Raw genomic sequence first — 19161 nt, 5'->3', positions numbered from 1 at the left:
CTCCTCAAGAGGCGAGCGTCTCTTCGATCGCCGCGACGACCCGGCTCAATGCCGGTTCTGTGAAAAGGGTGTAGTGGTCTCCGGGCACGCTCTCGGCCCGGAACGGACCCGTGCACACCGTCCGCCACCGCTCTTCCGCGGCGATGTGGGGCGAGGCGGTGAGCACGGTGACCGGTCCGCCGTACGGACCCGGTGGGCGGTACGCCTGCATGGACAGGGCGGAGGACCGGAAGGTCTCGAAGCGCGCGGCCAACTCCGTCTCCGGGAGCCCCAGTTCGACGCCGAGGTCCGTCAGTGTCTTCCCGACGTCGGCCACGCCGGCTGCCGGGTCGTCGAGGACCGCGCGTACCGCCGGGCCGTCGCGTCCCGTCAGCCTGGCGACGTCGTGGACGAACCGCTGCCGTACCGTCGGCTCGTCGAGAGGGGCAAGGTCCTCGTCGTAGTCGGCGTCCAGCAGAACCACCGGCGGCCGCTCTCCGGTCCTCCGCTCGATCTGCCGGGCGACTTCGAAGGCGAGCACACCGCCGTACGACCAGCCGGCCAGGCAGCACGACTCCGGCAGGCCGGTCTCGACCAGGGACTGCGCGATCCTGGCGGCGGTTGCCGCCATCGCGTCCTGCGGAGCCACGGAGGCGTCGCGTGGGTCGGCGGCGAAACCGGTCACGCCGATGCCCTCGGACAGTGCCCTGGCCAACGGCATGTAGCAGAACAGTTCACCGCCTGACGGGTGCAGCAGGATCACCTGCGCCGGCCCCGCCGCACGCATCACCACCGGTGCCCGGCCGTCACTCGGCGCAGCGGTCCGGACGGCTTCCTGCCCGGACAGGCTCTCCAGCGCGCCGAGCGGATCGCCGTCGTCAGCGCGCCGTGCGGCGCGTCCGGTGTCGATGGTGGCGGCCAGGTGGGCGACGGTGGGCGAGACGAAGAAGTCGCCGAGCGTGATCTCCACCCCGAACCTGCGGTTGATCGCCGACATCAGCTGAACGGCCTGGAGACTGTTGCCGCCCGACAGGAAGAAATCGTCGTGCACGCCGATCCGGTCGTCGCGCAGCAGGGGAGCGAGCACGTCGCGCAGCAGCCTGCGTTCCGTCGCGGTGAGCGACCCGTCGCCGTGCCCCTCGCCCGTACGGCTCAGGTCCGGAGCGGGCAGCCTGCGCCGGTCGACCTTGCCGCTGCTGGTGAGCGGAAGCTCGTCGAGCACCACGAAGTACGACGGGATCATGTACGACGGCAGGAACGTGCCCAGATGCTCGCGCACCGCCGGTGCCTGCTGCCCGGTGACCCCGGTCAGATAGCCGACCAGGTGCTTGTCCCCGTTGCCGTCGGTCCACGCCTGCACGCTGACCGGCCCGATCCCGTCGAAGCCGGTCAACGCCGACTCCACCTCGCCCAGTTCTATCCGCAGCCCGCGGATCTTGACCTGTTGGTCGATCCGGCCGAGGAAGACAAGGCGTCCGTCCGCCAGCCGTTTCACCAGGTCTCCGGTCCGGTACAGCCGTCCACCGGGCGCGGTGCCGAACGGGTCGGCGATGAACTTCTCCGCGGTCAGCTCGTCCCGGTTGAGGTAGCCCCGCGCCAGACCACCGCCTCCGATCACCAGTTCACCCGGCACACCGACCGGCACCTGACGCAGGCCACGGTCGAGCACGTGTGCCACATGGTTGGTCATGGGCAGGCCGATGGGCGGTGAGGCGTCCCAGGTGCCCGGGCACTCCTCCACGATCATCGTCACCGTGCACTCGGTCGGCCCGTAGCCGTTGAACAGCCGCCGACCGGGGTTCCACCGGTTCACCAGCTCACCGCTGAACGCCTCGCCGCCGACGAACGCGATCCGCAGGCCGGTGAACTTCTCGGGTGCCAGCAGCGGCATCACGGTCGGGGGCAGGTCGATGACGGTGATGCCGGCCCGTTCCATCAGCGACTGGAGCCGGTCGACGGACAGCCGCTCGTCCTCGGTCGCCAGGCACAGGCGTGCTCCGGTCAGCAGCGCCGAGAACGTCTCGAACACGGAGACGTCGAAGGTCACCGAGGCGAACCCGAGCACCCGGTCGGCCGGTGTCAGACCGAACAGGTCCCGCGTGGAGTCGATGAAGTTGACCACGCCGCGGTGCTCGAGCAGCACCCCCTTCGGCTTGCCCGTGCTGCCGGAGGTGTAGATGACGTACGCGACGTCGCCGGGCTTCGCCGCGAGCGGAGGATCGTGGTCGGGCATCGCCGCCAGTTCCTCGCGGACGTCGTCCAGCGTCACGACGGGTACACCGACCTCGCTCACCGTCTTGCCGGCCTCGGCGTGCGCGATCACCGCACGCACACCCGCGTCGGCGGCGATCTCCGCGACCCGCGCGGGCGGGTGCGCCGTGTCGAGCGGCACGTAGGCCGCGCCGGTCTTGAGTACCGCGAGGATCGCGGTCGGCACGTCCACGTTCCTGCGCAGACACAGGCCGATCCTCGTGCCCGCCTCGACGCCGCGCTCGCGCAGCAGGGCGGCGAGCCGGTTCGCGCGGGCGTTGAGTTCGGCGTAGCCGGTCTCGACGCCCGCGACCACGACGGCCACGCTGTCCGGGGACTCCCGAACGCGCGCCTCGAACTCCTGCACGATGGTGGATTCGCGTATCGGCCGCGTCGGCCCCCTGCCGACCTCGGCCAGGAACTCCTTGTCCGCCGGGCTCAGCATCTCGGCGGCGGACAACGGAGCGTCCGGGGCGGCGGTCAAGGTGTCGAGCAGTCCGTCATAGTGCCGGGCGAACCTGGCGATGCTCTCGGCGTCGAACAGGTCGGTGTTGAACTCGACGGCAAGGCGTGCGTCGGCTCCGGGAGCCGTCTGCTCCGTCAGGTTCCAGGTCATGTCGAACCGGGAGACGCCGGTCCGGACGGTCTCGTGCGAGGTGGCGATGCCGGGCAGGCCGGTCGTGGTGCACGCGTCGTCCGCGCCGAACACGATCTGGAAGACCGGTGAGCGTGACGGGTCGAGGACCGGTTCCACCGCGTCGACCAGCCTGTCGAACGGCAGTCCGCCCTGCTCGTACGCCTCGGACGACACACGCTTGACCCGCTGAACCAGCTCACGGAAGGTCGGGTCGCCGGAGACGTCCGCGCGCAGCACCCTCATGTCGGTGAAGAGTCCGATCACCGATGACAGTCCGTCGTGCCGCCGGTCCGCATCCGGCGAGCCGATCACCAGGTCGTCCAGGCCGGAGTAGCGGTGCAGCAGAGTGAAGAACGCGGCGACGAGGACGTCGAACGGGCTCGCGCCCTCTTCCCGGGCCAGTCCCCTCGCCCTCTCCAGGCCTTCGTGCCCGACGGAGAAGCTGCCGCTGTCGCCCTCGAAGGTCCGTGTCTCACCATGGGGCCGGTCGGTCGGGAACTCCATCACCTCGGCGCCCGCCAGCTTGTCCCGCCAGTACGCGGCCCGCTTGTCCAGGTCGCCGCTGTCGCACCGGCCGCGTTGCCACACCGCGTAGTCCGGGTACTGCACGGGAGGACCGGACAGCCGTGGTGCGTCGCCGTCGCGCAGCGACCGGTAGCACTCGGCGAGTTCACGCATGAGCACGCCCCGCGACCGGGCGTCGCACACGATGTGGGGTACGTCGAGCAGGAAGAGATGGTCGTCCGGCTCCACCCGGACCAGCACCGCGCGCCACACCGGCGTCCGGGTCAGGTCGAACGGTGTCCCGCTCCGGCTCTCCACCAGTGCCCGCGCGGCGGCGAGCCGCCGCTCGTGGTCGGCGCCTTCGACCTCGATCAGCGGCAGTTCGACCCGGACCTCGGGCACGACCACCTGCACCGGGCCGCCCTCGCGCTCCACGATCCCGGTCCGCAGCGCGTCGTGCCGGGCCACGACCGCGGCCAGCGCCGAGCGCAGCGCGCGCGTGTCCAGACCGCCCCGCAGACGCAGGCACAACGGCGTCCCGGCGACAGGGCCGTCCGGAGCCGGGCCGTCGAGGAACCGGAGGGTCTCCTGCGCGTACGACAGGGGTACCGGCCCCGTGTCACCGCGCGGCGTCGGGCCACGCCGCGCCGCGGCTTCCGCCTGCTCCCTCAAGCGCGCGAGGAACCGCGCGCGGCGCTTCGCGGGCAGCGCGGCGAGACGCCGGGTCATGTCGGTCACCGAAGACTCCTCACGGGCAGCGGTGCGTCGCCCACCCGGCCGCCCGGGCCCGCGGGCAGGTGTGCCAGCTCCGAGATCGCAATGGTCAGCACGTCGATGCCACGCAGGTAGTCCGACAGCACGATGTGCTCGTCGTCGGCGTGATCGAGACTGCTGTCGCCCGGGCCGTAGGTCGCCATCGGGATGTCCCAGACCTCGGCCAGGGTGTTCATGTCCGAGGTGGCCGTCTTCACCACCAGCCGTGGCTGGGCGTGCAGCCTCCGGATACCGGACACCAGCGCGCGGACCGTCGGGTCGGCCCGGCCCACCCGGCAGGCCGCCACCGAGTTCAGCACTTCGAGGTCGCCGGCCGGCAGACGGTCGCGCAGCGCGCTCACCAGCCCGTCGACGTCGAATCCCGGTGGGACACGGACGCTGAGGTCCGCCGTCGCTTTGGTCAGATCGCCGTTGAGGCGGCACAGCGTCGCGCCCGGCTGGTCGAACACACCGTGGCCGGCGTCCGGACCGAGCAGATCGACCAGCGCTTCCCAGCAGACGACGGCCAGTTCGGACGCCTTCGGCACCGGGTTGCTCGGGTGGGTGGCAGGACACCTGACGGTGTAGCGCAGGTCCAGCTTGCCCTTGTAGCCGAGCACCACGCTCGACCAGCCGCTCGGTTCGCCGATGATCAGCGCGTCCGGCCGGTCGTGGGTGGCCCGGATCGCCATCGCGCCACGCGAGCGCGGGGTCTCCTCCTCGACGACGCCGATCACCACGATCCGGCCGGGGAAGTCCGCCGCGCCGGCCGCGGCACAGATCATCGCCGCGAGCGGTCCCTTCGCGTCCACCGCGCCGCGGCCGTAGAGCCTGCCGTCCTCGGAGCGGACCGGGAGCTGACCCGAGACGGTGTCCAGGTGGCCGAGGAGCATCAGGGTCGGTCCGTCACCCCGTTCGATCACGCCGATCACATTGCCCACGGCGTCGATGTGCGCCTGAAAACCCAGGTCCGCCATCGCTACGGCCAAGTAGTCGGCCAGCGCGCGCTCCTGGTAGGACGAGGAGGGGATCTCCAGCATCTCGCGCAGCAGCCCGGCGGCGTACGTCTCGGTGACGTTGCCCGACGAAGTGAACGCCCAGTTCATCGTTGCGCTCGTTCCAGTAGGTGGTCGACGATGTGGTCCGCGACATCGACCTGGTCGCCGAGTGCGGACTGGAAACCGGTGAACTCGACCCGGTGATTGACCTCCAGAACCAGCAGCCTGCCGTCGCGGTCCTCGATCAGATCGACACCGGCGATGTCGGCGCCGACGGCGGCGACCGCGGCGAGGGAGAGCTCGGTGATCTCCGCCGTCACCTCGCACGGCCGGGTCCGCCCGCCGAGTGCCACATTGGTGCGCAGGGCCTCGCCGGTCCGGTAGACGGCGCCCAGCACCCGGCCGCCGACCACGATCACCCTGATGTCCCGGCCGGGCTTGTCGATCAGCTCCTGCACGTACCCGAGGTGCGACTGCGGACCGGGCAGAGCGGCGGCGTACTCGAGCACGCTTTCCGCCCCGGCACGGTCGGGCAGCCGAACCACCAGCCGGCCCCACGAGCCGACCAGCGGTTTGATCAGCGCCGGATAACCGAGGGAGTCCAGGGCGGCCAGCGTGGCCTGCGGGGTGAGACCGAGCACGGTGCGCGGTGTCGGCACCCCGGCCGCCTCCAGAGCCACTGTGGAGCGCCACTTGTCGCCGCACACCTCGGTCGCGTTCGCGCTGTTGACCACGTCGACGCCCGCCGCGGTGAGGCAGCCGGCCGCGTACGCCGCGCGGACCTGGCCGATCTCCCGGTTCAGCGCGAGGTCCCAGGGCAGATCACGCCGCCCGGCCAGGAACCACTGTCTGCGTGTGTCGACCTGCTCGAAGGGGACCCCGCGCCGGTCGAATGCGTCGAACAGCCTCTTCTCGTCGGCGCCGACCCTGCTGGCGAGTACGGCGATCCTGCAGTCACCTAGGCGCTCTGGTGTCCCTGGCACGTGACCTCCGCATTAGAACCACTGACTGATCGGACGGCATAAACGGTCTGTCTCGCGAATAAGGAAACTATGAGGGAACCGGCGCTGTGCGCGTCCGCGGCAAGTTCATTCCCGGCGACGCGTTGCGTTGACTTTTCTCCCCGCGACGGCGAATTCTGCTTACTCGGCTCGGGCGGCGTCTGTGCCACTCTTGATCGGATTCGAATACCTGCCGCAACAGATCACTGTGCGCTTTCCGTTCGGCTGGAGCCGGGCCGCGCCAGAGAAGAGGGGGAAACGTGGGAAACACACAGGAGCGGATCCCGGTGCTCGCACTGTGGAGCGCGCCGCGCTGCCGCTCCACCGCGTTCGCGCGGATGATGACGGAGCGGGGCGACCGCGTCGTCGTGCACGAGCCGTTCTCCCGAGTGGTCGACTTCGGCGAGGTGGAGGTCGACGGCCGGGTCGCACGCTCGGAGCAGGACGTACTCGCGGCGCTGGGTGCCGTCGCGGCGCAGAAGCCGGTGTTCTTCAAGGACACCACGGACTTCCACTACCCGGCGCTGCTCGCCGACGAGACCTTCCTTTCGGCCGCGACGCACACGTTCATCGTTCGCGACCCTGCCGAGGCCATCGCGTCGCACCATGCGCTCAACCCGGACCTCGGCCGCGACGAGATCGGCTTCGCCCGGCTGTACGAGATCTTCACCGCCGTGCAGGCCGCCACCGGCACCACGCCTGTCGTGATCGACTCCGAGGACCTGCTCGACCGGCCGGCCGAGACCGTGCGGGCGTACTGCTCGGCGGTGGGCATCCCCTTCCTCCCGGACGCGCTGAGGTGGGAGCCGAGCATGCGGCCGGAATGGCAGTCGACCAGCAAGTGGCACAGATCGACCAGCGAGACCGCCGGCTTCACGCGCGGCAGGAACGGCGGAGCCGAGACCGTCGAGGCGGACCCGACACTGCGGGCCTACCGCGATTACCACCTGCCGTACTACGAGAAGCTGCGCGCCGTCGCACTCCGGCCGTGACCGTGCCGACCGGAATAGTCGACATGATTACCCGGCGAGCGCACCGGACAGTGATCCGGGTATTCAAGGTAGTTATGGTGCGGACGAAAAATTTGAACGACCGGGCTAGATTCGGAACATAGGGCGGTATTTCAGTGAGGTGGGTCACTTGACGGGCGTTCCGGTGTCCTCTGTCAAAACAAAGACGTGTGAACCGGTCGACATTTCCGGCCATCGCAACAACACGGCCATCTCCGCGGCGACGGAGACCGAAGCGGGCGCATTCAATGTATGGAGAAACTCGTTCGCTGCCGAGTACCTTCCCGCGGGCCGGAGCCTCGTCCACGTGGACGGTGTTCCCTTCGAGTTCCCTCCGGTCTGCGAAGGACCGGACAACGTCCGCTGCGCCGGGCAGTTCATTCGTGTCCCTGAGGGCCGCTACGACTGGATCCACGTCCTGGCGGCGTCCGAACGGCGCTGCGAGGACACGGTCGAGCTGAGTTTCGCCGACGGCTCGATCGACATGGAACCGCTGAGGGTCTCCGACTTCTGGGCGGCACCCGCGTGGTTCGGCGAGGTGAAGGCGTTCGAGAGCCTCGCCATGCACTACCCGCACCACGTGCAGCGAGGTGTTCCGGCAGTGATGTGGGCGCAGCGCGTGCCGGTCACCCGGCGGGCCGGCCTGACCGGCGTCCTGCTGCCCCGCAATGTCGCGGTGCATGTCTTCGCGGTCACCCTCCAGCGGACGGAGCTCTGACATGACCGCCGACGTGACGACGCGGACGTACACGATCACCGGACCGGAACCCGCGTGGTGGTACCGCGACCTCGTCAGCTGCCTTCACTCCACGTTCGGTGCGCTCCTGATACGGGAGGGGGCCGACCCGCTGGCCGTACTCGGCGCGGGGTGGCGGTTCCTGCACCTGCCGGGTGACGTCAGGTCCGAGGAGTTCTACTACCCGTGCCCCGCCGACGAGTCCGGTGGCACCGACCTCGGCGCCGCTCTGGCACCCCACCACGAGTTGCACGCGCGCTGGTGGCAGCCCGCCGACGAGAACGACGTCTGGCGGGAGGTGCGCGCGGCGCTGGCCGACGACCGTCCGGTCATCGCGGCCGTGGACAACTACCACCTGCCGTTCCGGCCCGCGTACGGAGACGTGCACGCCGCGCACCTGGTGGTGATCTACGGCCTGGACGAGAGCCGCGGGGTGGTCCACGTCTCGGACGCGATGCCACCCGCGTTCCGCGGTGCCGTCCCGATCGAGAAGTTCCTGCTGAGCTGGGACTCGGCGAACCCGACCGACGTCCAGGACGCGTTCTTCAGCGACTCGCGGATCGGCCGACGCTGTCTCGACGTCCGCCTCGACGCCCCGCCGGAGCCCCTGACCCCCGAACTGCTCGGCGGCTACCTGCGCACCGACGTCGACGGCTTCACCACGGCCGGCTCCGCCCGTACCGGTCTCGCCGGATACGACGAGTTCGCCGCGGAACTGCTCGGCCGGTGCCGGGCCGCGGACGCCGACGCGCTGCGCGAGCTGTACCCGTTCGGCTGGGCCATGCAGGCGCAGGCGTCGCTCCACGGTGAGCTGCTGCGCCGCTGCGGCCACGAATGGGACGATCCGGCGCTCGCCGGGGCGGGACGCGCGGTCGAGACCGTCGCGCACGCGTGGACCGGACTGCGGTTCACCGGTGCACACGGACTGGAGGACCCGAGCGCGGCCGCATCCGACATCGCACACCACGTCACGACGCTGCGCGGCGCGTACGAGCGTGCGGTCGCTGCCGTCGGAGCGGCGGCGGCGCGGCTGTGACCACACACGTACCGACCACCGTGGCCCTGTGGAATGGAGAGTGATGAGCAAGCTGGCAGCGTTCGGCGGCACGGCGGCCGTGCCGAGGGACCGGCGCCGTGTGGAGTGGCCGTTGGTCGAGGAGGAGGACCGCAAGGCCGTCCTCGACGCGCTCGACGGCTCACGGCTGGTGTCCGACACCGACGGTGTGAACCCGGTGTCCGGTCTGGAGGAGAACTGGGCCCGCCGTTTCGGTTTCGAGCACTGCGTCGCGGTGTCCAACGGCACCGCGGCACTGGCCCTCGCGCTGGCCGCGCTCGGCGTCGGACCGGGGGACGAGGTGATCGTGCCCGCCCTCAGCTTCATCGCGACCGGGCTCGCACCGGTGCACCAGATGGCCGTTCCGGTCTTCGCCGACATCGACCCGGTCACCTTCAACCTCGACCCGGCCGACGTGGAGCGCCGGATCACGCCCCGGACCAAGGCGATCATCCCCGTGCACCTGCACGGGGCGCCCGCCGACATGGACCGGATCACCGCGATCGCCCGCAAGTACGGCCTCGCGGTGGTCGAGGACGCCGCACAGGCTCCCGGGGCCACCCACCGTGGGCGGCCGGTCGGCGGGATCGGCGACGCGGGTGCCTTCAGCCTCCAGGTCAGCAAGAACATACCGACCTGCGGCGAGGGCGGTCTGCTGGTGACCCGCGACGCCGAACTGGCCGAGGCGATGCGCCGGGGCAGGCAGTTCGGCGAGGTGATCGAGGCCGGCCGCGAGCGCGCGTACGTGTCCTACGGCCTGGGCTGGAACTACAAGATGAACGCCCTCCAGGCCGCGTTCACCGACGCGCAGCTCGCCCGGTTCGACGGGTACGAGCGCGCGCGGCAGCACAACGTCACCGAGTTCCTCGCGCGGCTCTCGGAACTGCCCGGCCTGCAGGTGCCGACCGCGCTGCCGGACACCACCCACGCCTGGCACATCCTGCGGTTCCGGTTCGACCGGGAAGCATTCGGCCTGGACGGGGTGCGGCCGGAGGCGCTGCGCTCGGCCCTGCGGCGGCTGCTGCGTGCCGAGGGCGTACCGATGTCGCAGTACCAGCTCATGCCGCTGCCCGACCAGAACGTGTTCGTGGACCGCGTCGGCTTCGGCTCGGGCTACCCGTGGGCCGTGACCGGTGCGCGCGGAACGGTCGCGGGCAAGGGCTACCCGGTGACCCGCGCGGTCATCGCCGACTCCCTGACCATCCAGAAGCGTCATCTCCACCCCGGGGCGGGCGAACTGCTCGGCCTGTACGCGGACGCCTTCGAGAAGGTGTGGGCCAACAGGGACATGGTGGCCACACTCGCGGAGGCGGCTTCATGACCGTCACCCCGATCCTGGAGCGGGACGCCCTGGACACGGTCGCCGCACGTATCCGCGCCCATGTCGTCGACATGTGCGCGGGGCCCGAAGGCGGCCACCTCGGCGGTGCGTTCTCCTGTGCCGACGTGCTCACCGCGCTGTACTTCTCGGTGCTGAACGTGGACCCGCTGCACCCCGACGATCCGGACCGCGACCGCTTTCTGCTCAGCAAGGGGCACGCCGCCGTCGGTCTCTACGCGACGCTCGCCGAGCGGGGCTTCCTCCCGGTCGGGGAACTCGCCGGATACGGACGCCCCGGCAGCCGGCTGATGGGCCATCCGGTGCGTGCGGTGCCCGGAGTGGAGATGCCGACCGGATCGCTCGGCCACGGACTCGCGCTGGGCTGCGGATTCGCGCTGGCCGCCCGGTACGCCGGGCGTGACGCGCGCACCTTCGTACTGCTCGGCGACGGCGAGCTCCAGGAGGGCTCGGTGTGGGAGGCGGCCATCGCGGCCGCGTCGCTGCGCCTCGACCGGCTGGTCGCGGTGGTGGACCGCAACGGACTGCAGCTGACCGGTTCCACCGACGGCATCGCGCCGATGGAACCGCTGGCCGACCGCTGGCGCAGTTTCGGCTGGGCGGTCCGCGACGTGGACGGCCACGACCCGGACCGGCTGGCGGACCATCTGGGCGCCGCGCCGTGGGAACCGGGCAAGCCGAGCGTGCTGATCGCCCGCACGGTCAAGGGCCACGGGCTGCCGTTCCTCGCCGGCCGCAGTGCCAGCCACTACGTGACCCTGTCGCCGCGCAACCACGCGCGGGCGGTCCGCGCCCTGCGAGCCGCCGAGGCCGCCGGATGAGCCGCGCGACCCGGGAGGCGTACCGGGACAGTCTGCTGCCGCTGCTGCAGCGGTGTCCCGAGCTGATGTGCCTGGACTCCGACACCGGTCTGTTCGACGCCGAGTACGCCGAAGCGGCCGGCGACCGGTATCTCAACCTCGGTATCGCCGAGCACAACCTGATGGGCATCGCCGCCGGGATGGCGGCGTGCGGGCGGGTCCCGTTCGTCAACACGATGGCCGCCTTCGCCACGTCCCGGGCACTGGAGGCGATCAAGATCGACATCGCCTACAACCGGTTGCCGGTCCGCATCATGGCCACCCACGGCGGTCTCGCCGCGGGCCACCTCGGCCCGACGCACCAGGCCCTGGAAGATCTCGCCGTGATGCGGGTGCTGCCCGGGATGACCGTGGTGGTGCCTGCCGACGCCGCCGCCACGGAGGCGTTCGTCGAGCAGAGCCTGAACCTGCCCGGACCGCTCTACGTCCGGCTCGGCCGCAAACCGACGCCGGCCCTGCCCGCGGCCCCGCCGCCGGTCGTCGGAAAGGCGCAGACGCTGCGGCAGGGCGGCGACGTGGTGCTCGCGAGCTGTGGCCCGTACCCCGTGCTCGCCTGCCTCGCCGCGGCGGACGTGCTGGCCGGACAGGGCATCGAGGCAACCGTGCTGAACATGCACACCCTGCGGCCGTTCGACACGCAGACGCTGGTGGCCGCGGCCCGGCCGGCCTCCCTCGTGGTGACGCTGGAGGAGCACTGGCGCGGCGGCGGTCTCGGTGGCGCGGTGGCCGAAGCGGTGGCCGAGGCGGTGCCCACGAGAGTGCTGAGACTCGGCATGCCGGATCAGTTCGTCGACACGGTCGGCAGCCAGGAACACCTCGTCAACCACTACGACCTCACCGCGGAACGGGTGGTGAGGACGGTCCGTACCGCCCTCGACACGGCTGCCGCTTCCTGGAGGCCCGGTCGGGAGGACGTCACCACGAGGCCCTGATCGTGGTCGCCCTGCGGATCGCCGTGCGCAGTTCCGGGCGCCTCACACCGACAACGACCGGTGCGTCCGCACCGACCCGGTCATCTCCCACCCGTGACACGAGAACCTCCGAAGGAGACAAGTGCCGTGGACACCACGAACAGCCATGTAGTCCATCTCGGCTTCGCCGAGCAGCACATCGACTCGATCGAGTTCGGCGAACACCAGGTGTCCCTGCTGGTGCACCGGCACGTCGCCGAGCACATGTCGGACGCCGCGCGGCAGCGGTTCGCCCGCATCGGCGTTCTCGACGTACCGCACACGCTGGACTTCGATGCCTACGATCAGGCCCTTGACCAGATGATTCGCCTGATCGACGAGTTCGCCGCGGAACTCGGCCCGCCGACCGCCGTCGTCGCCATGTACGAACACGTCACTCTGCCCGCGGCACGACTGCGCGACCACTTCGGTGTGCCGGGAGTCGACACCGAAACGGCGGTGCTCTGCCGCGACAAGGTCCGTATGAAGGAGGTCGTGCGGAGCAACGGCATACGCGTTCCCGCGTTCTGGGCGGTGGACGCGGCCACTCCGTACGCCGGCCTCGAGAAGATCGCGGACGCCGTTCCGGGCCGGCTCGTCCTCAAGCCGCAACGGCAGGCCGGCAGTTTCGGCATCATGGTCTTCCGCGACGGAGCGGAGTTCCTCGCCCATGCCCGGGCCCACGGCATCCCCGACGATCACGAGGTCGAGGAGTTCGTCGAGGGCGACGTGTGCCATGTCGACGGAGTGGTGAGGGACGGTGAGATCCGTTTCATCAGCGCCTCCCGGTACATCGGCGACTGCCTCGGCTTCCAGAACGGGCAGCGGCACCTCTCGGCCGTCACGTTCGACGACGCCTCGACCCTGGCACGGATCACCGACTTCACCGCGCTCGTACTGAAATCGCTGAGGCTCCACACCAGCACCTTCCATCTGGAGCTGTTCCTCACCCCCGACGACGAGCTGGTCTTCCTCGAGGTCGGCAACCGCTTCGGCGGTGCCTACATCAGCGATTCCCTCCGCGCGGTCTACGGCGTGGACCTGGTCCGCGAGTCCGTCCTCGCCTGCATGGGGCTGCCGTCCGAGGTCGGGACCGTCACCGGCATCCTGGACCACGAGGGCGTCGGCGCCTCCGGCTGGCTCTACTGCGCGCTGCCGGAGAGCGAGCCCCGCGTGGTCAGGCGGATCCGGGGTCTCGACACGTGCCCGGACTCCGTGGTGCTGTCCGACATCCCCGACATCGGCCAGACGGTCAACGACGACATCACCGTCTTCCCCACCGCCGGCAAATTCGCGTTCTCCGGAGCGAGCACGGCGGAGGTCGAGCGGGACATACGGCGGCTGGCCGCTGCGTACACCCTCGAAACAGCCTCCCGGAGGATCCCGCACGTCTGATCCGCGCCACACGGAAAGGTGTATCCATGATCACAGACAGTGCCCCCGGCACCACGTTGCACCTGGGAGATCTGCACGGCTCCTTGTCCGACCCGGTGCTGAGTTCCATGACGCTCCTCAACGAGATCGCGGGACGGTTCCCTGAGGCCGTGTCCTTCGCGGCCGGGCGGCCCTACGAGGAGTTCTACGATCCGCTGCAGCTCCACGACCACCTGGAGCGGTTCCGCAAGTACCTCGAGGTGGAGCGCGGCCTCGGCCCCGACCAGGTACGGACGGCGCTCTTCCAGTACGGCCACACCAAGGGCCTGCTGACGGACCTCCTGGTGCGGCACCTGGCCGTCGACGAAGGGGTCAGTGCCGTCCCCGAGTCCGTCGTGGTGACCACCGGCTGCCAGGAGGCGATGATCCTGCTGCTGCGCGCCCTGCGTACGGGCGACGAGGACGTGATCCTGGCTCCTGCACCGACCTACGTGGGTTTCCTCGGGGCGGCGCGTCTGATGGACATGCCGGTCCTGCCCGTCGCGGAGGGCACCGGGGGCATCGACGTCGAGGACCTGGTGGTACAGATAGGCCGGGCCCGGCAGCGGGGACTGCGCCCGCGGGCCTGCTACGTGGTGCCGGACTTCGCCAACCCCAGCGGGCTCAGCATGAGCCTCGCCGATCGCCGGCGACTCCTCGAAGTGGCGGAACGGGAGGAGATCCTCGTCATCGAGGACAACCCGTACTCCCTGTTCAACGCCGACGGCCGACGCCTGCCCGCGCTCAAGTCGCTGGACACCGCTCGGCGCGTCGTCTACGTGGGCTCCTTCGCCAAGACGGCCTTCCCCGGCGCTCGCGTGGGCTATCTGGTTGCCGACCAGCTGGTCTCGGACGCGGACCCTGGTGAGGGCCCGCTGCTGGCCGACCAGCTCGCCAAACTCAAGAGCATGCTGACGCTGAACACGTCGACCGTCTCCCAGGCCGTGGTCGGCGGGAAGCTGCTGGCGAACGACTGCAGCATGACCAGGGCCACCGAGCGCGAGGCACAGGTCTACCGTCGCAACCTCGCCGCGGTCATGACCGGCCTGGACAGACACTTCCCCGCCCCGGACGACGGCTCGCGGCCCCGGACGACCTGGAACGTCCCCGGCGGCGGGATGTTCGCGGTGGTCTCCCTGCCCTTCGAGGCCGACGACGCGATGCTCGAGTACTCGGCAAGCCGGTTCGGGGTGCTGTGGACCCCGATGCGCTACTTCTACCCCGACGGTGGAGGCACCCGCCAGATCCGCCTCTCCTTCAGCGTGCTCACCCCCGCACAGATCGACGACGGTCTCGCGCGGCTCGCCGCCCTCGTCCGTGACCGTGACCGTACCGCCTGATCCTGCGGCATCCGCGGACCCCGGCCGGTGGCATCCGAGGGGCGGACCGGCCGCCTCCCGGCTGTCGCCCGCCCGGACCGTGGTGCCCCACACGCGTCAAAAGCCCCGCAGGTCCTCGGCCTGCGGGGCTTCCGCGCTCTCCACGTTCCGCGGCCGGCGGGGACCGGCCCGCCGCGAGCCGGGACGGAGGCGGGCCGGCCGGGACCGGACGCGGAACCGACGCGGCTCCCGCGGTCGCTGGGGGAGCTTCGAACATCTCCCCCAGCGGCACGGGAGCCGCGTGCGTTCGTCAGGTTCCGGCTCAGCCCAACCGCAGCCGCAGGAAACCGCTGATCACGCCCAGTGCCTCCCTGGCGGTGTCGAGCACCGCCGCCATGGACAGAAAACCGTGCGGCAGATCCGCGTACCGGCGGCAGTCCACCGGCACGCCGGCGAGCGAGAGCGCCTCCGCGTAGGCCTCGCCCTCGTCCCGCAGGGGACAGAACTCGGCCGTGATCATGAGTGCCGGGGGAAGTCCGCTGTGGTCGGTCGCGTTGAGCGGTGAGGCGTAAGGGGAGTCACCGTCGGCGGGATCGGCGATGTAGTGGTTCCAGAACCATGGGACCGAGTGGCCGTTGAAGAACATCGGATCCAGGTTGTCGCGCATGGAATCCGTCGCCGAGCCGAAACGCATCGCCGGGTAGATGAGCACCTGGGCGCTGATCCGCGGTCCGTCGTCGTCTCGGGCCATCAGGGAGACCGCGGCGGACAGGGTGCCGCCGTTGCTGTCTCCCGCGACGGCGATGCGTCCGCCGTCGGCGCCGAACTGGGACGCGTTGTCCGCCACCCATTTCACGGCGGCGTAGCAGTCGTCGATGGCCGCCGGGAACGGATGCTCAGGCGCCAGCCGGTAGTTCACGGACACGACCACGCAGGAAGCCATGGTGGACAGCGCACGGCAGAACGCCTCCGACGTGTCCAGGGAGCCGACGACGAAACCGCCGCCGAAGAAATAGACCAGGACGGGAAGCGGACCGTCGCTTTCGGCCTGCGGACGGTACACCCGCAGCGTCAGCGGGCCGGCCGGTCCTGTGATGTCGAGATCGAATATCTCTTTCGGTTGTTCGATCCAGTCCCAGACCGCGGCCTCGGTTTCGCTGTCCGCTTTTCGGGCCTCGTCGACCGACATCGTGTAGAGCGGGGTGAAGCCGGTTGCGGCACGAAATTTCCTGATACCTTCTACGATTGGATGAAGCGGCACCAGAACGCCTCCAGTTCTTCGGTATCAACGGTGCATGATCTCCGCGCTATAAGCACGGGTCCAGGACGCGTTCTGCCGCGCCGCGAAGAACACTACGACCGCGCCGCCGCTGCGCACGTCCGCGGCAAGTTCGTTCGCGGGGACATATTGAGTTCACTTTCCTCTCCCGCGGTTAAGCATCTTGCTTACCTCGGCGCACCCTCCTTCCGTGCCACTCTTTTCCTGCCAGTTGTCCATCGAGCCGAGTCTGAGGCAGTGACCTGCCACGGGTCGATGATGCGAGTGAGTGGACATACGGACTTGAGGGGAAACACGCCGCGCCATGACCATTGAAAACGCGACTCCACAGACCGCCGGGGACAGCGGCTTCCTGGAACGTCCGGACGCGCACCCCGCACGCGTCTACGACTACTTCATAGGCGGCGAGAACGGCTTTGCCGCCGACCGGGCGGCCGGTGCCTGGATCCGCATGCAGGCTCCTGACCTGCTCGCGACGATGCAGGCGAATCGCACCTTCCTTTCACGGGCGGTGCGCTGGCTGACCCGACAAGGCGTCGACCAGTTCATCGACATCGGTTCCGGCTTCCCCGTGTCGCCGAACACGCACGAGATCGCCTTGTCCGCGGCCCCTTCGGGTTCCGTCGTCTACTGCGACGTCGATCCCGCGGTGGGACAGCGCACGCGCGCGCTCATCTCCGGACAGGCGGGGGCTTCCTTCGTACTGGGCGACATCTGCAGCCCCGAAGAGCTGCTGGCCCAGCCGGCCGTCCAGGACCTGATCCGTTCCGGCCGCCCGGTGGCCTGTGTGCTGGCCGCGGTTCTGCACTTCGTGCCGGAAGGCGCGGACCCCGCCAGGATCACCGCGGTTCTGCGTGAGGCCCTGCCCCCCGGCAGCTATCTCGTCGTCTCCCACATCGCGGGCGACATGCCTTGGGGGGACCGCAACGACAAGGAGACACTGAAGCGCGCTTTCGAGGACATGTACCCCCGGACCCGAGAACAGGTCACTGATTTCTTCGGCGATTTCGAACCGGTTGCGCCCGGTGTGGTTCCCGCGGCCCGATGGCATCCCACCGAGGAGACCGCGGGGGAAAATCCCGACTCCGCCATTTACGGCGGAGTCGCCCGCAAGATCTGAGCCTGGACCGACCGCCCATGGGTTCTGCCGGCAAAACCGCGCGGGACCACTTCACGCAGACGGCCGCGGGCCGCAGGGGTTCTCCCCTGCGGCCCGCGGCGCTTTCGCTACGCGATCGCCCGTCCGCCGGGCCGGCCGACTCCGTCGAGTACACGACGACGGGCGCCGACCAGTCCCGCGCCGCTGCGGACGGACAGCGGCGTCCCGGGTCCGAGCACCGCGAGCGACCCCACGTACGGGGCAGGCAGCGGGAGATCCCGGAGGGTGTAGTCCTCCGGACGGCCGAGCTCCTCGGGAAGCGCGAGCAGCGTCGACCCGAGAACCTCGATGCGCCCCGGGTGGACCGCGAGTCCCTTGCCGACCGCCTTCAGCACGGCTTCCTTGCGCGTCCACAGCCGTGCGAAGTCGGCGTAGTCCAGGCAGATCGCGCGTTCCCGCTCCGTCAGTGCCGTGACCAGTGGCCGCTCCCCGGCCGTGGCGTCCTCGACGTCCAGGCCGACGGACCGGTCCGAGACGGCGACCACGGCGAGTCCCCCGGCGTGCGAGAGCGAGAAGTCCAGACCTGGGCCGGCAGCCTCCACGACCGGTTTCCCGTGTCCCGTGTCACCGCAGTGGGCGCAGGTCCGGTCGAAGCCCAGGGCTCCCGGATCCCGTCCCAGCCTCTCCCCGAGGACGAGTCGCGCCAGCACCCACGCGGCGAGAAAACGATTCCGGTCCGCCGCGCGCAGGATCCGCCGGCGACGGGCGCGGTCGCGCCCGTCCAGGAGTACGGCGAGCGACTCGGGCACCTGGTCGACGCGTACGTACCAGACGTCAGCCACGGACGCCCTGCTCCACGGGCACACGGTCCACGGCGCTCCTCCGTTCCTCTCGTCAGGGCCCGGCCGTTCAGGCCACCGGCATAAGGAAGTTCTCGCTGATCCGGTCGATGGTGCGGAAATCGTCGACGCTCAACGAGCCGACGTCGATTGCTTTCCCGGAAAGGTCCTCCAGAAGAGCGATGAATTCCAGGAACGAGATCGATGCGATGAGCCGGGATTCGATGAGATCGGTGTCCCCGGAAATCTCTCCGTCCAGATCCGGGTTCTTGGACCGGAGCCAGTTGATGATTTCGTTCATGGTCATACCTTCCTGAGCTGTCGTTTCGTGGCGATGAGCGCCCTCTGCGGGTCGCCGTGCACCTGCAGCAGCGCATGGACCCAGCGCTCCACACCGAACGCCAGGCACCCGCTGTAGGCGGACTCGTCCGCGAAGCGGATGCCAAGACGCTCGCCGAAGAAGTTGCGATGACGGTTGACCGACGCGATGGCGGTCCCGTCGTCCGATACGAACTCGAACTTCACGGGGTCCAGTTGGTTGAGGAGCGCCCGCGAGCCGTCACCGAGGTAGAACGGATCGGTCGCCGGCTCCCGGCGCACCTTGATCCCGAGCAGGTCGGCCAGGCCCAGTACGAGCTCGGTCGCCCGGCTCAGATGGTCCACCACGCCTTCCTGGCTGCCGACATAGAGCGCTTCACGCATGTGGAAGGCGCGCAGTCGGCGCAGGCCGTCGTAGTGGTCCTCGTTCCTGAAGCAGCGGCCCACCGACGTGATGACCTCAGGGGTCTCGAAAGCGCGCTCCTTCAGCGACACCAGCAAGCCGTAGCACGTCGCGGTGGGCAGATAGCAGCCGGTCGAGGCGAGAGGGTGCTCGGGGGACGGGGTCGAGACCTCCCCTCGCGCCAGTTCCCCGCGGGCCCGGTCCGTGAGCGTGGCCACCGGGAGTCCGAGGTGAGGGAAGTTGCGGAAGAAGTCGAGGCGTGCCAGGTCCTCCTCGGGGAGCAGCGCCGGGCCGGCCACCTGCCGGGCTCCCAGAGCGGCGGCGATGCCCTGGAAACGGGTCTCGAGAGCGTCGAACAGGGCGGCCTCTTCGGGTTCGAGGACCGCGACTCCAGGTGCGACAAATGTCGGCATGAGATCT

The 19161-nt window shown here is 69.9% G+C and carries 16 protein-coding genes; 9 read left to right on the top strand and 7 right to left on the bottom strand.

Features of this window, described 5'->3' with window-relative positions; all coding sequences use genetic code 11:
- Positions 1 to 4: 4 nt before the first annotated feature.
- From OG780_RS23235 to OG780_RS23225, 3 genes are read right to left on the bottom strand one after another with little or no spacing between them, the layout of a single operon-like run.
- Positions 5 to 4099, bottom strand: a complete 4095-nt coding sequence (locus OG780_RS23235; RefSeq protein ID WP_328458318.1) for a non-ribosomal peptide synthetase — start codon at positions 4097 to 4099, stop codon at positions 5 to 7.
- 5 nt (positions 4100 to 4104) lie between these two features.
- Complete coding sequence (locus OG780_RS23230) at positions 4105 to 5229, bottom strand: M20/M25/M40 family metallo-hydrolase (protein ID WP_328451113.1); 1125 nt, start codon at positions 5227 to 5229, stop codon at positions 4105 to 4107.
- A complete protein-coding gene (locus tag OG780_RS23225; protein WP_328451111.1) occupies positions 5226 to 6104 on the bottom strand; it encodes a RimK family alpha-L-glutamate ligase in 879 nt (292 codons plus the stop codon). Before OG780_RS23225 ends, OG780_RS23230 begins: the two co-directional genes overlap by 4 nt.
- Before the next feature lie 278 nt (positions 6105 to 6382).
- Between OG780_RS23225 and OG780_RS23220 the strand changes: the two genes are divergently transcribed.
- The 8 genes from OG780_RS23220 (at position 6383) to OG780_RS23185 (ending at position 14824) form a co-directional block, all read left to right on the top strand.
- On the top strand, positions 6383 to 7114 hold the full coding sequence (locus tag OG780_RS23220) for a sulfotransferase family protein (protein WP_328451109.1): 732 nt from the start codon (positions 6383 to 6385) through the stop codon (positions 7112 to 7114).
- Positions 7115 to 7439: 325 nt separating this feature from the next.
- A complete protein-coding gene (locus OG780_RS23215) occupies positions 7440 to 7850 on the top strand; it encodes a hypothetical protein (protein ID WP_328451107.1) in 411 nt (136 codons plus the stop codon).
- A 1-nt stretch (position 7851) separates the two neighbouring features.
- Positions 7852 to 8904: a BtrH N-terminal domain-containing protein gene (locus OG780_RS23210; RefSeq protein ID WP_328451105.1), complete on the top strand. Its 1053-nt coding sequence runs from the start codon at positions 7852 to 7854 to the stop codon at positions 8902 to 8904.
- A gap of 43 nt (positions 8905 to 8947) precedes the next feature.
- On the top strand, positions 8948 to 10243 hold the full coding sequence (locus OG780_RS23205; RefSeq protein ID WP_328451103.1) for a DegT/DnrJ/EryC1/StrS family aminotransferase: 1296 nt from the start codon (positions 8948 to 8950) through the stop codon (positions 10241 to 10243).
- Positions 10240 to 11082 carry a transketolase gene (locus tag OG780_RS23200; RefSeq protein ID WP_328451101.1) on the top strand — a complete coding sequence of 281 codons (843 nt, stop codon included), beginning with the start codon at positions 10240 to 10242 and terminating at the stop codon, positions 11080 to 11082. Before OG780_RS23205 ends, OG780_RS23200 begins: the two co-directional genes overlap by 4 nt.
- On the top strand, positions 11079 to 12053 hold the full coding sequence (locus tag OG780_RS23195; RefSeq protein ID WP_328451099.1) for a transketolase family protein: 975 nt from the start codon (positions 11079 to 11081) through the stop codon (positions 12051 to 12053). Before OG780_RS23200 ends, OG780_RS23195 begins: the two co-directional genes overlap by 4 nt.
- Before the next feature lie 126 nt (positions 12054 to 12179).
- Positions 12180 to 13466: an ATP-grasp domain-containing protein gene (locus OG780_RS23190; protein ID WP_328451097.1), complete on the top strand. Its 1287-nt coding sequence runs from the start codon at positions 12180 to 12182 to the stop codon at positions 13464 to 13466.
- Positions 13467 to 13492: 26 nt separating this feature from the next.
- Positions 13493 to 14824 (top strand): aminotransferase-like domain-containing protein, encoded by a 1332-nt coding sequence (locus OG780_RS23185; RefSeq protein ID WP_328451095.1) that lies wholly within the window; start codon positions 13493 to 13495, stop codon positions 14822 to 14824.
- 301 nt (positions 14825 to 15125) lie between these two features.
- Here the strand turns inward: OG780_RS23185 and OG780_RS23180 are convergent, their stop codons facing one another.
- Positions 15126 to 15992 (bottom strand): alpha/beta hydrolase, encoded by an 867-nt coding sequence (locus tag OG780_RS23180; protein WP_328451093.1) that lies wholly within the window; start codon positions 15990 to 15992, stop codon positions 15126 to 15128.
- 394 nt (positions 15993 to 16386) lie between these two features.
- On the opposite strand from OG780_RS23180, the gene OG780_RS23175 reads away from it, so the two are divergent.
- Positions 16387 to 17202, top strand: coding sequence for an SAM-dependent methyltransferase (locus OG780_RS23175; protein WP_328451091.1), 816 nt, complete (start codon positions 16387 to 16389; stop codon positions 17200 to 17202).
- Between the two features lie 107 nt (positions 17203 to 17309).
- Here OG780_RS23175 and OG780_RS23170 read toward each other — a convergent pair whose 3' ends face one another.
- From OG780_RS23170 to OG780_RS23160, 3 genes are all read right to left on the bottom strand, one after another.
- Positions 17310 to 18023: a 4'-phosphopantetheinyl transferase family protein gene (locus tag OG780_RS23170; RefSeq protein ID WP_328451089.1), complete on the bottom strand. Its 714-nt coding sequence runs from the start codon at positions 18021 to 18023 to the stop codon at positions 17310 to 17312.
- A gap of 67 nt (positions 18024 to 18090) precedes the next feature.
- Positions 18091 to 18321 carry an acyl carrier protein gene (locus tag OG780_RS23165; protein WP_328451087.1) on the bottom strand — a complete coding sequence of 77 codons (231 nt, stop codon included), beginning with the start codon at positions 18319 to 18321 and terminating at the stop codon, positions 18091 to 18093.
- 2 nt (positions 18322 to 18323) lie between these two features.
- Positions 18324 to 19154: an aminoacyl--tRNA ligase-related protein gene (locus OG780_RS23160; RefSeq protein ID WP_328451085.1), complete on the bottom strand. Its 831-nt coding sequence runs from the start codon at positions 19152 to 19154 to the stop codon at positions 18324 to 18326.
- Positions 19155 to 19161 lie beyond the last annotated feature (7 nt).

Source organism: Streptomyces sp. NBC_00386 (assembly GCF_036063235.1).
GTDB lineage: Bacteria > Actinomycetota > Actinomycetes > Streptomycetales > Streptomycetaceae > Streptomyces.
The sequence above is the reverse complement of the archived record's forward strand: the minus strand, read 5'-3'. Positions and strand labels throughout refer to the sequence as shown.

What these genes read in the sequence shown, in the direction of transcription:
- OG780_RS23200 (WP_328451101.1), top strand. Translation starts at nt 10,240, where the DNA reads ATGACCGTCACCCCGATCCTGGAGCGGGACGCCCTGGACACGGTCGCC.
- OG780_RS23205 (WP_328451103.1), top strand. Translation starts at nt 8,948, where the DNA reads ATGAGCAAGCTGGCAGCGTTCGGCGGCACGGCGGCCGTGCCGAGGGAC.
- OG780_RS23230 (WP_328451113.1), bottom strand. Translation starts at nt 5,229, where the DNA reads ATGAACTGGGCGTTCACTTCGTCGGGCAACGTCACCGAGACGTACGCC.
- OG780_RS23180 (WP_328451093.1), bottom strand. Translation starts at nt 15,992, where the DNA reads ATGTCGGTCGACGAGGCCCGAAAAGCGGACAGCGAAACCGAGGCCGCG.
- OG780_RS23175 (WP_328451091.1), top strand. Translation starts at nt 16,387, where the DNA reads ATGACCATTGAAAACGCGACTCCACAGACCGCCGGGGACAGCGGCTTC.
- OG780_RS23160 (WP_328451085.1), bottom strand. Translation starts at nt 19,154, where the DNA reads ATGCCGACATTTGTCGCACCTGGAGTCGCGGTCCTCGAACCCGAAGAG.
- OG780_RS23235 (WP_328458318.1), bottom strand. Translation starts at nt 4,099, where the DNA reads ATGACCCGGCGTCTCGCCGCGCTGCCCGCGAAGCGCCGCGCGCGGTTC.
- OG780_RS23210 (WP_328451105.1), top strand. Translation starts at nt 7,852, where the DNA reads ATGACCGCCGACGTGACGACGCGGACGTACACGATCACCGGACCGGAA.
- OG780_RS23195 (WP_328451099.1), top strand. Translation starts at nt 11,079, where the DNA reads ATGAGCCGCGCGACCCGGGAGGCGTACCGGGACAGTCTGCTGCCGCTG.
- OG780_RS23185 (WP_328451095.1), top strand. Translation starts at nt 13,493, where the DNA reads ATGATCACAGACAGTGCCCCCGGCACCACGTTGCACCTGGGAGATCTG.
- OG780_RS23165 (WP_328451087.1), bottom strand. Translation starts at nt 18,321, where the DNA reads ATGAACGAAATCATCAACTGGCTCCGGTCCAAGAACCCGGATCTGGAC.